Below are 12,433 nucleotides of genomic sequence, written 5' to 3' on the forward strand. Positions count from 1 at the left end.
GGCAGCGTCGCTCAACTGCCGGAGGCGCTCGCGGGCATGGCCCGCTCCTGCAGGGGACGCTGCTGCTCGCATGCTTGCTTGGCACTATGACGGTCTCCGCGCAGGACTACCGCAACTGCGCCCGGACCTGGCAGATCGACCACCCGCCGCAACGCATCCTCGCCCTCAACCAGCACGCCGCCGACCTGCTGCTGGCGCTGGGCGTCGGAGAGAGGCTGATCGGCGTGGCCTACATCGATGACGATCTCGACCTGGCGAAAGGAAGCTATCGCGGTGTGCCGCTGCTGTCGCGCCAGTACCCGTCGGCGGAAGCGGTCTATGCGCAGCGCCCGGACCTGGTGGTGGCCGGCTTCGCCTCGGCCTTCCGGCTGGGCAACCTGTCCCGCGAGGAACTGGCCGGCCATGGCGTCGCCAGCTATCTGCTGGATGCCGGTTGTGGCGCGTGGCAGGACGACCTGTTCAGCGGTGTCGAGACGGACCTGACGACGCTGGGCGACCTGCTCGGCGAGCAGGAGCGGGCGAAGAAGCTGATCCGCCAGCAACGCGCCGAACTGGCCCAGGCACGCCGCCATTTCTCCGGGAACAAACCGCTGGAAGTCTTCTACCTCGACAGCGCCAGCAACGGCCTGGAGAGCCAGGGCCGGCGTGGCGTGGTCACCCAGTTGCTGCACGCCGCCGGAGCGCACAACCTGTTCGAGGATGTCGATCTGGGTGGCTTCACCGCCAACAGCGAACAACTGCTGGTGCGCGACCCGGAGGTGATCCTGCTGGCCGATGCGCTGTGGTCCACGGCCGAGCAGAAGATCCGAGCCCTGCGTGCCGACCCGGTGCTCTCGCGCCTGCGCGCCGTGCGCGAAGGGCGCTTCGTGGCCTTGCCGTTCACCCACCTGTTCCCCGGCGTGCAAAGTGGCCAGGCTGCACGCGAACTGGCGCAGGCGCTGGAGCGGTTCTGAGGGAGGGGCGTCCCGTCTGTTCACTGGCCACTGTTCCTACCCAAGTGCCGGAGCCCGTGTTAGAAAACGCCCATCGTTCATTCGGAGGCTGTCATGGGCAAGTTGCGCGTTGGGGTGATTTTCGGTGGGCGTTCGGCGGAGCATGAGGTGTCCCTGCAGTCGGCGAAGAATATCGTCGACGCACTGGACCGCGAGCGCTTCGAGCCGGTGCTGGTGGGCATCGACAAGGAGGGCCGCTGGCACCTCAACGATGCCTCCGACTACCTGCTCAACCAGGAAAACCCGGCGTTGATCGCCCTCAACCGCTCCAACCGCGAGCTGGCCGTGGTGCCGGGCAAGGCCGAGCAGCAACTGGTGGAAACCGGCAGTCGCCAGTTGCTCGACCACGTCGACGTGATCTTCCCCATCGTCCACGGCACACAGGGCGAAGACGGTTGCCTGCAGGGCCTGCTGCGCATGGCCGACATCCCCTTCGTCGGTTCCGACGTGCTGGGTTCGGCCATCTGCATGGACAAGGACGTGAGCAAGCGCCTGCTGCGTGACGCCGGCATCGCCATCACGCCCTTCGTCACCCTGACACGCGCCAATGCCACGCGCACGCCGTTTGCCGAGGCGCAGCGCAAGCTTGGCCTGCCGCTGTTCATCAAGCCGGCGAACATGGGCTCCTCGGTGGGCGTTAGCAAGGTCGAGGACGAGGTCGCCTACGACGAGGCCGTGCGCCTCGCGCTGGCCTTCGACGACAAGGTGCTGGTGGAGTCCGCCGTGAAGGGCCGCGAGATCGAGTGCGCGGTACTGGGCAACGAGCAGCCCATCGCCAGCGGCTGCGGCGAGATCGTCGTGGGCAGCGGCTTCTACTCCTACGACAGCAAGTACATCGACGAGGACGCCGCCAAGGTCGTGGTGCCGGCGGACATTCCCGCCGAGGCCAGCGAGCGCATCCGTCAGCTCGCCGTGGACGCCTTCCTGGCGCTGGAATGCTCCGGTCTGGCGCGGGTCGACGTGTTCCTCACCGAGACTGGCGAGGTGCTGATCAACGAGCTGAACTCGCTGCCCGGCTTCACCCGCATCAGCATGTACCCCAAGCTCTGGCAGGCCGCCGGGATGACCTACAGCGAGCTGGTCAGCCGGCTGATCGACCTGGCCATCGAGCGCCACGCCGCCCGCCGCAACCTGCAGACCAACCGCTGATCCACAGCCTGGCTCTTGCTTCTGCGCTACCCTGTGTGCCCGTCGCTCGGTTTCGGGCGGCTGGCCCCGTGTCCCCATTACCAGCGCAAGAAGGAGCACGAGATGAACACCGTGGTATTCGCCGACGGCACCGCCGTTCCCGCCATCGGCCAGGGCACCTGGCGCATGGGCGAGGACAGCTTCCAGCGCAAGCGCGAGATTGCCGCCCTGCGTGAAGGCATCGAGCGCGGTCTGACCCTGATCGACACCGCCGAGATGTACGCCGAGGGTGTCTCGGAAGAGGTGGTCGGTGAGGCGCTGACCGGCCTGCGCGACCAGGTCTTCCTGGTCAGCAAGGTCTACCCGCACAACGCCAGCCGGCGCGGTATCCCCGAGGCCTGCGAACGCAGCCTGCGGCGCCTGGGCACCGATTGCCTGGACCTCTACCTGCTGCACTGGCGCGGCCAGTATCCGCTGGAGGAAACCGTCGAAGCCTTCGAGCGCCTGCGTGAGGCCGGCAAGATCAAGCGCTGGGGCGTGTCCAACTTCGACCTCGACGACCTGCAGGAACTGAACGAACCGGCCTGCGCCACCAACCAGGTGCAATACAGCCTGGAGGAGCGCGGCATCGAGTGGGACCTGCTGCCCTGGTGCCAGGAAGAGCGCATGCCGCTGATGGCCTACTGCCCGGTTGGGCAGGGCGGCAAGCTGCTGCGCCATCGCGTGCTGGGAGAAATCGCCGGCCGTCACGATGCCACTCCGGCCCGTGTGGCGCTGGCCTGGCTGATCCACCAGCCAGGCGTGATTGCCATTCCCAAGGCGGTGGAGCCGCTGCATGTGCGTGACAATGCTGCCGCGCTGCAACTGCGCCTGACCCCCGAGGACCTCGAAGCTCTCGACGCCGCCTTCCCGCCGCCGACCCGCAAGCGGCACCTGGCGGTGGTCTGACGCCGGAGCCCCGGTCGTCGCTCGCCAGGGCGCGGCCGGGGTGCGGTGCTAGCCTTGCCCCATGGTCACCGACCGGGGAGGGCTGCAGCGATGAGCAACTACACGGCGGACAGCGCCGCCATCAATCGCGTACTGACGGACTACGTCGAAGGCATGACCTTCGGCGACGAGTCGCGCCTACGCCTGGCGTTCCATCCGTCCTGCAAGATCATCGGCAATTACCACGGCGCGCTGGAGTGGGCGTCTCTGGATGAGTTCATCGGCGCGATCAAGGCCGAGTCGCCGCCACCCGAAGGCGCACCGCCGCCGTGGGAGCTGAAGTCGCTGGACATCACCGGCGACAGCGCGGTCGCCAAGGTCACCGACGAGTTCCTCGGCATGCACTTCACCGACTACCTGGCCCTGCTGCGCATCGGCAACGGCTGGCAGATCGTCAACAAGCTCTATTACCTGCACGAATGACGTGGAACGCATCACCCTGCGCGGCACGCCGGAAACCCTGCTGATCACCCTGTACGCCAAGGCGAAGGAGAGCGAGCTGCCCGACAGCCTGCTGCGCGACCATTTCTCGCGGCAGGCCGTGGAGCACATCGACTACGACTTCGCCCACCTGCACATCGGCCGCGCCGAGCAGGTGGGCATCGCCCTGCGGGCCCGGCTGTTCGATGACTGGGTGCGCGACTTCCTTGCGCGGTGTCCGTCCTGCGTGGTCCTGCAGCTGGGCTGCGGGCTGGACAGCCGGCTCTTTCGCATCGACCCGCCGCCCAGCGTGCAGTGGTTCGAGGTGGACTTCCCTGAAGTGATCGCCTTGCGCGAGCGCCTGTATCCCGCACGGGAAAACTGCCACTTGCTGGCCAGTTCGCTGACTGCGCCGGACTGGTGGCGCGCGGTGCCGACCGGGCGGCCGGTACTGATGGTCGCCGAGGGTGTGTTGCCCTACGTGGAGACTGACGAGGTATTCCGCCTGTTGACTGCGCTGACCGCGAGTTTCGGTCAGGGCGAGCTGGTCTTCGACGGCTACAGTCGCCTGGGCATCCGCCTGTTGCAGTGGAACCCGATGATCCGTCGTACCGGCGCTTTACTGCACTGGGGCATCGACGAGCCGCAGGAGCTGGAGCAACAGGTGCCGGCCCTGCGTTTCGTCGATGCCATTGCCGCCTACGACCGCGCGCAGATCGCTCGGCTGTCCCTGGGCATGCGCCTGCTCTACGAAATCACCCTGGCCATCCCGGCGATGCGCCGCATGGGCCGGCTGCTGCGCTATCGCTTCGGCCCGTAGCCTTCGACAGATGGCCGCACCGCGCCCCGGCTGCTTTACTGATGCGTCTACGACGACCTTGTTCAGGAGCTGGCGATGAAGCTCGAGCCGTTGATGGAAATGAACGTGAAGGCCAGTGTGCCGCTGGAGATCGGCCGCGTGCCGCAGGGCCAGCGGCTGATCTCGGCGGCCGGCGGCGGCACCTTCAAGGGGCAGCGCCTGAGCGGCGAGGTATTGCCCGGCGGTGGCGACTGGATTCTGGTGGACAGTGACGGCGGCTGGCACCTGGAGGTGCGCCTGGTGCTGCGTACCGACGATGGCGCGCGCATCCTGATGCAGCACATTGGTCTTCTCGTGGCCAACCCGAAGATCATCCACGCGGTTTCGCGAGGCGACAGTACCGAGTTCGGCGATACCTACTTCATGATCCAGCCGCGCTTCGAGGTCGGCGACGACCGCTACCGCTGGCTCAACCACCAGCTGGCGGTGGGCGAGGGGCGGTTGGGGCCGGGCTGGGTCGAGTATCGGATATTTTCCCTGTCGAACAGCTGAAATGGATATTTCCCGCAGGTGTCACAACCGCTGAGCATAGTGGGGACTACCAGGTATTCGGAGAAGGACGATGCCGCTTCCCCCTGATATGCATCCGTGCGACAAGATTGCTCTCTTCGATGCCGATTGTCCGCTGGGGCGCGACTGGAGTCGTTTCCTCCGCCATCAGGATCACCTCCGTCGGGTGAAGCTGCACAGTGTGCAGTCAGCAGAGGGGCGGGCGATTCTCGACTGGTTCGGGTTGCCCGGTGATTGCGTGCGCAGCCTGTTGTACATCGATGATCGGCAGGGTTATGAGCGCAGCGATGCACTGCTGCAGGCACTGGGGCAACTGACCTCTCCCTGGCGCTGGCTGCGCGTCCTCCGGGTGCTGCCGGAGTCCCTGCGTGACAGTTGCCTGGACCGAGTTGTCTATCGCCGTTACCGTCTGTTCGCGAGCAAGCTCGCTCCTACCGTTTCGCCTTAGCGCCGGCGCGCATTTCGTTGGACCGAGGGGGACGCCTGGTCCTTGCTCGCGAACCGGGTTGGCACCTCATTTTCCGGTAGGAGCGCGCCATGTCCGCCATCGCGTGCATGGCGCGCTCCTACCGTTGCGTGCGATCAGCGCCCCGCCGATTCGTGTCAGAAACTCCTGCTCACGCTGGCGATTACCGTCGCCGTGCACACGTCGCCAAAGCCGAACTGGGTACGGCATTCGTTCTGCGACAGGTCGGTGTCGATGTAGCTCACCCCCCAGTCGAAGCCCACCCACTCATGGCTCAGTTTCGCTTCCCATTCGTGGTAGGTGTCGCGGGTGCTGCCGTCTCCGGACAGGTAGAGCGGGTCCTTGGCGTCATTGCGGCCGTAGCGCACGCGCAGCTTGAACTCCGCCGGCAGCTCGGCGTTGTAGGCCAGGTAGGTGTAGAGGTTGGCCTGGTCTTCGCCGAAGTAGGTCGGATAGTCGTTGCCGTAGTAGGCCGCCACTTCGAAGCCGTAGGCGTGGAGGATCGCGTAGGTATCGCTCTGGTTGAACTGGGCTTCCTTCGGGTAGGCGTACTTGATGTAGCCCAGGTCCAGGGCGATATCGTCGTTGGCCTGCCAGTACCAGCCGGCATAGTAGTCGGTTTCCTGGCGGGTCTTCAGACCGCCGCCGAAGTCGACGTTGGAGGTCCACACGCCCAGGTAGGCGCCGGAGGCGTGCTGCAGGGTCAGGCCGAGTTGGGCTGCGGGGTCGTTCTGCGTCTGCGAGATACCGCGGGTGCGGTAGTCGCTGACCAGGGCGGTGTCGATCTGCAGGGCGAAGCCTTCGCCGAGCTCCACGGCCAGGGCGGAGGTGAGCGGGGCGCAGGCGAGCAGCGCGCCGACAAGCCATTGCGGGCGATTCATACGGGGTTCCCTTTGTTGTGATTGTCTGTGGGCAGATGAAAAATCCCGCGCAGCGCCGACCCTCCCGGTCAACTCGGGAAGCTTCGGCAAGGGTTGGGCTGGCGGGCAGGGCGCCGGGGGTGTTCACGCCCCGGCGCAGGAGCCCGGCTCAGAGAGCCGGTTGGTCTTCGGCGCGGTAGATTTCGCGGCCTTCGAACAGGGTGTGGAGCACGCGGGCTTCGTCCAGTTGCTGGTCGGGCACGCTGAACACGTCGCGGTCGAGCACCACCATGTCGGCCTGCTTGCCGGGCGCCAGGGTGCCGATCTTGTCGCCCAGGCCGATGGTCTGCGCGGCGTTGCGGGTGTAGGCGTAGAACATGGTCTGGCGATCCACGCGCTCGGCGGCGTTGAGCACGCCTTCCTCGCCCTGGCGGGTGACGGCCTGGTAGATGGCCTTCAGCGGATCGGGTGTGGACACCGGCCAGTCGCTGGCGCCGGCGATCGTGGCGCCGTTGTCCAGCAGTGACTTGGCCGGGTACATGTAGCGGTAGGCCTCATCGGCGATGTACGGCTTGACCAGCTCCACGGTGTAGGGCTCGGCGGTGGCCCAGTCCAGCTGCATCGAGGCGATCACGTTCAACTGCTTGAAGCGTGGGAAGTCCTTGGGGTTGACCAGTTGCAGGTGGGTGATCGAGTGGGTCACGCTGCTCTGCCGGTCCTTGCGCGCCTGGGCGACGCCGTTGAGCGATTCGCGCACCGCGCGGTCGCCGATGGCATGCACGTGCACCAGCCAGCCACGGGCATCGGCGGCGCTGACCAGCTCGCCGAAGTGCTTCGGATCGATCAGCAACTCGCCCGGCTTGTGGCTGTTCTTGTAGTTCTCCAGCAGCGCGGCGGACTGCGCCGGGAATTCGATCACGCCGTCGGCGAAGACCTTAATGCCCGGCAGTGTCAGGTTGGGGATGCCCTGGAACTGCTGGCGGACCTTCTCGATGACGTCGAGATCAGCCGGAGTGCTCCTGGGATTGACCACCTGCAGTGCAGCGACGTGGGCGGTGAGTTCGCCGTCGCGAGCCAGATCGCGGTACACCGGCAGTACGCCGACGGTCTTCTCGGTGGGCTTGATGTTGAATACCGCCTCGCCCGGTGCGCCGTTGGCGGCCGGGTCCATCCAGGCGGTGATGCCGAGGCTGTTGTTGTACTTCACTGCAGCGCGGCCGGCGCGGTCCATGGTCTCGGTACTGGCGGCGGGCATGGTCGCAGCGACCAGGTCGAAGCCCGAGTCCACCAGGAAACCGGTGGGGGCGAAGTCCTTGCCGTGGGCGATGTTGCCCTGTTCCAGCGAGCTGAGGCTGCGCACCCTTTTGGCGTCCAGCTTGGCGCGCTTGAGCATGGCGGCGTTGGCCCAGGCGGTGTGGTGGTCGCTGCCGATCAGGATCACCGGCACCTTCTCCCATTCGCCATGGTTCAGACGCTCGGCGAGGCCGTCGGCCTTGGACCAGTAGCTGGAATTCATGCCGTTCATCACCACGATGTCGCCGTTCTTCGCCTTGCCGCTGTCGCGGTCCTGCTTCAGCCGGGCGACGAAGGCGTCGAGGTCCATCTCCTCATCCAGCAGGCTGGCGGAAATCAGCTCCAGGCCGCCGAAGATGGAGTGCGAGTGGCTGTCGATGAAGCCGGGCATCAGTACCTTGCCGCCCAGGTCGACCTGCTTGCTGCCGGTGCCGGCGAGCTTGCGGATGTCCTCGTTGGAACCTACCTGCAGCACCTTGCCGCCAGCGACGGCGACGGCCTGCTGCAACGGTTGGCCAGGCTCGGCGGTGAAGACCTTGGCGTTGTACAGGATCAGGTCCGCGTTCTGTGCCTGAGCTTCAAAAGTACCCAGTGCGATGGCGAGCGCCAGCGCGCCCTTGAGCATGCCGTGCATGACTTCCCTCTGCTTTTCGGTGGATTATTGTTGGTCTGCGGCGCAGGCTACTGGCGGACCGGATCGTGCGGAAGTCGCCGCCAGGCATAACACTTGTGAAGGATTGGCACGAATGACGATGGACAGATTCAGCAGCCTGGCAATGTTTGTCGCCAGTGCCGAGACCGGCAGTTTCAGCCGCGCCGCCGAGCAGTTGGGCAAGACGCCCTCGGCGGTGACCAAGGCGGTCGGCCAGCTGGAAATCGAAGTCGGCGCGCGCCTGTTCGAGCGCACCACGCGCAGCATGTCGCTGACCGAAGCCGGCCAGCTCTATCTCGACGGCGCCCGCGAGGTGCTGGCGCGGATGCGCGAGACCACCGAGGAAATCGCCCAGCTGCAGCACAGTCTGCGCGGCGTGTTGCGCATCACCGGGCCGCTGATCGTCGGCCCGGTATTCCTCGACCAGGCCTGCGCCGAGTTCCTCGACCTGCATCCGGACGTGCGCCTGCAGGTGGACCTTTCCGACAGCTATGTCGACCTGCTCGACGGCCGCTACGACCTCGCCCTGCGCATGGGCAACAGCGACCTGCCGGGCCTGATCGCCCAACCGCTGGCCGAGAGCCGCCTGATCATGTGCGCCAGCCCGGCCTACCTGGCCCGGCGCGGCACCCCGCGGCACCCCAGCGAGATCGTCGATCACGATTGCCTGGTCTACCGCCATCCGGCGCTGGATGACCGCTGGTGGTTCGACGTGGAGGGCGAGCGCTTCTCGACCCCGCGCAGCGGCCGCCTGAACAGCGATAACCAGGCGGTGCTGCTCACTGCCTGCCTTGCCGGACACGGCCTGTTGCCGTGCCCGCACTGGAGCGTGCTGGAGCACCTGCGCAGCGGCCGGCTGGTGACGGTGCTGGATGACTATTTCTTCGAGCCGGACACCTTCGGCGCGCAGATTCTCGCGGTCTACCCGAGCAACCGCCGGGCGACGCGCAAGATCCACGCGTTCATCGAGCACCTGCGCGACTACCTGGCCCGCGACGGCATCCGCTAGAGAATCACAGCAGCGCCCCGGCCCAGGCCGACACCAGCAGCAGGACCGCCATCAGTTGGTTGAGTCGCTGCATCTGCGTGGGCGAGAGCAGGCGCTGGCTGCCGATACCCAGGCCGGCCCAGACCGCCGTGCAGGGAATCGACACGAGGAAGAACAGCAGCGACAGCAGTTGCACGCGGTCCAGCCGGTCGACGCCGTGGCCGGCATACACGCTGATCACTGCCAGCGCCATCATCCAGGTCTTGGGGTTGACCAGTTGCAGCGCGGCGGCGCCGAGTGCGCCCAGGCGGGCAGCGTCGCCGTCGCGCGCAAGGTCTGCCGGAGGGCTGCGGAAGATCTGCCACGCCAGCCAGCTCAGCCAGAGGACGCCGACCACGCTCATCGCCTGTTGTACGCGCGGCAGGCTGGCCAGCACTTCACCCAGGCCGCTGCCCACGGCGAGTACCAGTGCGGCGGCCGCCGCGCAGCCGCCGAACATGATCGGCAGCGCGGCGCCCCAGCCGAAGCGGGCGCTGTTGCTGAACACCAGCAGGTTGGTCGGCCCCGGCGTGATCGAGGCGACGAAGGCGAAGAGGATGAAGGGCAGCCATTGGCCGAGCTGCGAGAAGTGCATGGCGGGAACTCCGGTAAATCCGTGGGAGCTCATCTTCGCCAGTGCGGCGGGCTCAGTCTGGAAGCTTTGAGCAGCGCTTGCGGTAGTAGGCGGGGGTCACGCCATAGGCACGGCGGAACCAGCGACCGAGGTGGCTCTGGTCGGCGAAGCCGAGGTCGGCGGCGATGTCCGCGGGTGCCAGGCCGCGACCAAGCAATTGCCGCGCTCGGGCCAGGCGCAGCTGGATCAGGTAGGCATGGGGCGGCAGGCCGAAGGCCTGCTTGAAGGCGCGGGTCAGGCGGAAGCGGTCGCAACCCGTGGCGCGGGCCAGGTCGTCGAGACCAATATCGGCGGTCAGGTTGGCGTGCAGGAAGTCCCGCGCGCGCTGCGCCACCATGGGCAGATGAACCTGCGCTTCCCCGCGCTGGCGCCAGTGCAGGTGTCGGGTCATGCCGTCGAGCAGCTCGTCCATGGCGGTCTGGCGGACGATCTTCAGGTCGTTGCCGTGCACCGCCTGGAAGGCGTTGTCGACGCGTCGTGCCAGTCGCGGGTCGTCGATCAGCAGCTCGGGCACGCTCAGCTGGCAGTTGCCCGGCGCCTCCTCGAACAGCGTGCCGATCTCGCGTTCCAGCCAGGGCGCGTCGAGGTACAGGGTGCGGTAGGTGAAGCCGCCTTCGGTGGGTGCCTCGCCATCGTGGATGTCGCCGGGCTCAAGGAAGAACACCTTGCCGGTGGTGCTGATGTAGCGCTGGTTGCGGCTGCGGAACTGCTGGACACCCGACTCGGTGTAGCCGATCAGGTAGCTGTCGTGCCAGTGCGGGTCGTAGGCGTGGCCCTTGAAGTGCGCGCGCAGGCTCTGGATGCCGGTGTCGGCATCCTGCAGCAGGTCGATCCAGTTGTCTTTATGCATGGGCCGCCTCCGCACCGCTTGCCCGGTCGGCCAGCATAGCGCGCGTGGAGTGGCTGTCTGGAAGATTCGTGCAGCCATCGATCCGATGGCTGCACGATCGGGGGGCGATCAGCCGGCGGCAGCCTCGAAGCTGTCGCTGCGCGCCATGCGCCAGATGCGCTCGTAGAACTCGCCTTCGATGTTGCCCGAGAGCAGTTCGCCGGGCTTGAGGAAGTAGTGCAGGTGCGAGAACAGGCGGATCTCGGTGGCCGAGACGCGGCGCACCAGGTGCTTGGCTTCCAGCTGCGACGGGTGCTGGATGCCGGCGGCGGCGATCATCTCGGCCAGGCCTTTGAGCGTGTTGCGGTGGAAGTGGTAGACGCGCTCGGCCTTGTCCGGTACCACCAGGGCGCGCTGGCGCAGCGGGTCCTGGGTGGCGACGCCGGTGGGGCACTTGTTGGTGTGGCAGCTCTGCGACTGGATGCAGCCGATGGCGAACATGAAGCCGCGCGCCGAGTTGGCCCAGTCGGCGCCCATGGCCAGCACGCTGGCGATGTCGAAGGCGCTGACGACCTTGCCGCTGGCGCCGATGCGGATCTTGTCGCGCAGGTTCAGGCCGACCAGGGTGTTGTGCACGAACAGCAGGCCTTCGCGCATCGGCAGGCCCATGTGGTCGGTGAACTCCAGGGGCGCAGCGCCGGTGCCGCCTTCCTTGCCGTCGACGACGATGAAGTCGGGGAGGATGCCAGTCTCGTGCATGGCCTTGGCGATGCCCATGAATTCCCACGGGTGGCCGATGCACAGCTTGAAGCCCACCGGCTTGCCGCCGGAGAGTTCGCGCAACTGGACGATGAAGTTCAGCAGGCCATGGGGCGAATCGAAGGCGCTGTGGGAGGAGGGCGAGATGCAGTCCTGGCCCATGGGCACGCCACGGGTGGAGGCGATTTCCGGCGTCACCTTGTGCTTGGGAAGGATGCCACCGTGGCCGGGCTTGGCGCCCTGGCTGAGCTTGATCTCGATCATCTTCACCTGCGGGTCGACCGCCTGCTTGGCGAAGCGCTCGGGGCTGAAGGTGCCGTCGTCGTTGCGGCAGCCGAAATAGCCGCTGCCCAGTTCCCAGGTCAGGTCGCCGCCGTACTCGCGGTGGTAGGGGCTGATGCTGCCTTCGCCGGTGTCATGGATGAATCCGCCGAGCTTGGCGCCCTTGTTCAGCGCGCGGATGGCATTGGCGCTCAGCGAGCCGAAGCTCATCGCCGAGATGTTGAACACCGAGATGGAGTAGGGCTGCTTGCACTCCGGGCCGCCGACGGTGACGCGGAAGGTGCATGGATCGGCCACTGGGGCCGGGCGGATGGAGTGGGCGATGAACTCGAAGCCCGACTGGTAGACGTCGATCAGGGTGCCGAAGGGCTTGTCGGCGGTCTCGTTCTTCGCCCGCGAGTACACCAGGGCGCGCTGGGCGCGGGAGAAGGGCAGGGCCTCCTGGTCGCCTTCGAGCAGGTACTGGCGGATTTCCGGGCGGATGGCTTCCACCAGGTAGCGGATGTTGCCCAGGACCGGGTAGTTGCGGCGTACCGCATGGCGTTCCTGCAGCAGGTCGAAGACACCGAGCACGCTCAGGGCAAAGGTGGTTAGGGTGAAGGGCCACACCCAGTCATGCCCGAGGAAGGGCAGGCTGAGCACGGTGAACAGGACGCACGCGGCGAAAAAGGCATAGCGGCTGAGCAGCGACAGGTTCATGGAGTCTCCAGTCGTCGGGCTTTGATCACGGTCAGG

The 12,433-nt window shown here is 66.6% G+C and carries 13 protein-coding genes; 8 read left to right on the forward strand and 5 right to left on the reverse strand.

Annotated elements, in window-relative coordinates:
* Positions 1-86 precede the first annotated feature (86 nt).
* The 7 genes from IB256_RS20855 to IB256_RS20885 all read left to right on the forward strand — a co-directional run bounded on the left by IB256_RS20855 (position 87) and on the right by IB256_RS20885 (position 5,344).
* Complete coding sequence (locus tag IB256_RS20855) at positions 87-953, forward strand: ABC transporter substrate-binding protein (RefSeq protein WP_192289678.1); 867 nt, start codon at positions 87-89, stop codon at positions 951-953.
* A 93-nt stretch (positions 954-1,046) separates the two neighbouring features.
* Positions 1,047-2,141 (forward strand): D-alanine--D-alanine ligase, encoded by a 1,095-nt coding sequence (gene ddlA / locus IB256_RS20860; RefSeq protein ID WP_192289676.1) that lies wholly within the window; start codon positions 1,047-1,049, stop codon positions 2,139-2,141.
* A gap of 102 nt (positions 2,142-2,243) precedes the next feature.
* The gene (locus IB256_RS20865) at positions 2,244-3,068 is read left to right on the forward strand and encodes an aldo/keto reductase (RefSeq protein WP_192403944.1); all 825 of its coding nucleotides are present in this window, start codon (positions 2,244-2,246) and stop codon (positions 3,066-3,068) included.
* A 90-nt stretch (positions 3,069-3,158) separates the two neighbouring features.
* Positions 3,159-3,530 (forward strand): nuclear transport factor 2 family protein, encoded by a 372-nt coding sequence (locus tag IB256_RS20870; RefSeq protein WP_192289672.1) that lies wholly within the window; start codon positions 3,159-3,161, stop codon positions 3,528-3,530.
* Position 3,531: 1 nt separating this feature from the next.
* Positions 3,532-4,347, forward strand: a complete 816-nt coding sequence (locus tag IB256_RS20875; protein WP_192403946.1) for a class I SAM-dependent methyltransferase — start codon at positions 3,532-3,534, stop codon at positions 4,345-4,347.
* Between the two features lie 75 nt (positions 4,348-4,422).
* Positions 4,423-4,878, forward strand: a complete 456-nt coding sequence (locus IB256_RS20880) for a DUF3237 domain-containing protein (protein WP_138212490.1) — start codon at positions 4,423-4,425, stop codon at positions 4,876-4,878.
* Positions 4,879-4,948: 70 nt separating this feature from the next.
* Complete coding sequence (locus tag IB256_RS20885) at positions 4,949-5,344, forward strand: thiol-disulfide oxidoreductase DCC family protein (protein ID WP_192289668.1); 396 nt, start codon at positions 4,949-4,951, stop codon at positions 5,342-5,344.
* 155 nt (positions 5,345-5,499) lie between these two features.
* Here the strand turns inward: IB256_RS20885 and IB256_RS20890 are convergent, their stop codons facing one another.
* Positions 5,500-6,243, reverse strand: coding sequence for a TorF family putative porin (locus tag IB256_RS20890; protein WP_192289666.1), 744 nt, complete (start codon positions 6,241-6,243; stop codon positions 5,500-5,502).
* 148 nt (positions 6,244-6,391) lie between these two features.
* Positions 6,392-8,149: an amidohydrolase gene (locus tag IB256_RS20895; protein ID WP_192403948.1), complete on the reverse strand. Its 1,758-nt coding sequence runs from the start codon at positions 8,147-8,149 to the stop codon at positions 6,392-6,394.
* A 118-nt stretch (positions 8,150-8,267) separates the two neighbouring features.
* Here IB256_RS20895 and IB256_RS20900 point away from each other — a divergent pair, with 118 nt between their 5' ends.
* Positions 8,268-9,176, forward strand: coding sequence for a LysR family transcriptional regulator (locus tag IB256_RS20900; protein WP_192290631.1), 909 nt, complete (start codon positions 8,268-8,270; stop codon positions 9,174-9,176).
* 4 nt (positions 9,177-9,180) lie between these two features.
* Here the strand turns inward: IB256_RS20900 and IB256_RS20905 are convergent, their stop codons facing one another.
* The 3 genes from IB256_RS20905 to IB256_RS20915 form a co-directional block, all read right to left on the reverse strand.
* A complete protein-coding gene (locus IB256_RS20905; protein WP_192289662.1) occupies positions 9,181-9,789 on the reverse strand; it encodes a LysE family translocator in 609 nt (202 codons plus the stop codon).
* A gap of 52 nt (positions 9,790-9,841) precedes the next feature.
* Entirely contained in the window at positions 9,842-10,678 is an 837-nt protein-coding gene (locus IB256_RS20910) for an AraC family transcriptional regulator (protein WP_192289660.1), read from the reverse strand.
* Positions 10,679-10,786: 108 nt separating this feature from the next.
* On the reverse strand, positions 10,787-12,397 hold the full coding sequence (locus IB256_RS20915) for an FMN-binding glutamate synthase family protein (RefSeq protein WP_081517682.1): 1,611 nt from the start codon (positions 12,395-12,397) through the stop codon (positions 10,787-10,789).
* Positions 12,398-12,433: the final 36 nt, after the last annotated feature.

Origin of the sequence: Pseudomonas sp. PDM17, from assembly GCF_014851985.1 — a bacterium.
Taxonomy (GTDB): Bacteria; Pseudomonadota; Gammaproteobacteria; order Pseudomonadales; family Pseudomonadaceae; genus Pseudomonas.

Bases quoted from the DNA above. Each gene is read 5' to 3' on its own strand.
- IB256_RS20855 (WP_192289678.1), top strand. From the start codon at position 87: ATGACGGTCTCCGCGCAGGACTACCGCAACTGCGCCCGGACCTGGCAG.
- ddlA (WP_192289676.1), top strand. From the start codon at position 1,047: ATGGGCAAGTTGCGCGTTGGGGTGATTTTCGGTGGGCGTTCGGCGGAG.
- IB256_RS20865 (WP_192403944.1), top strand. From the start codon at position 2,244: ATGAACACCGTGGTATTCGCCGACGGCACCGCCGTTCCCGCCATCGGC.
- IB256_RS20870 (WP_192289672.1), top strand. From the start codon at position 3,159: ATGAGCAACTACACGGCGGACAGCGCCGCCATCAATCGCGTACTGACG.
- IB256_RS20880 (WP_138212490.1), top strand. From the start codon at position 4,423: ATGAAGCTCGAGCCGTTGATGGAAATGAACGTGAAGGCCAGTGTGCCG.
- IB256_RS20885 (WP_192289668.1), top strand. From the start codon at position 4,949: ATGCCGCTTCCCCCTGATATGCATCCGTGCGACAAGATTGCTCTCTTC.
- IB256_RS20890 (WP_192289666.1), bottom strand. From the start codon at position 6,243: ATGAATCGCCCGCAATGGCTTGTCGGCGCGCTGCTCGCCTGCGCCCCG.
- IB256_RS20895 (WP_192403948.1), bottom strand. From the start codon at position 8,149: ATGCACGGCATGCTCAAGGGCGCGCTGGCGCTCGCCATCGCACTGGGT.
- IB256_RS20900 (WP_192290631.1), top strand. From the start codon at position 8,268: ATGGACAGATTCAGCAGCCTGGCAATGTTTGTCGCCAGTGCCGAGACC.
- IB256_RS20905 (WP_192289662.1), bottom strand. From the start codon at position 9,789: ATGCACTTCTCGCAGCTCGGCCAATGGCTGCCCTTCATCCTCTTCGCC.
- IB256_RS20910 (WP_192289660.1), bottom strand. From the start codon at position 10,678: ATGCATAAAGACAACTGGATCGACCTGCTGCAGGATGCCGACACCGGC.
- IB256_RS20915 (WP_081517682.1), bottom strand. From the start codon at position 12,397: ATGAACCTGTCGCTGCTCAGCCGCTATGCCTTTTTCGCCGCGTGCGTC.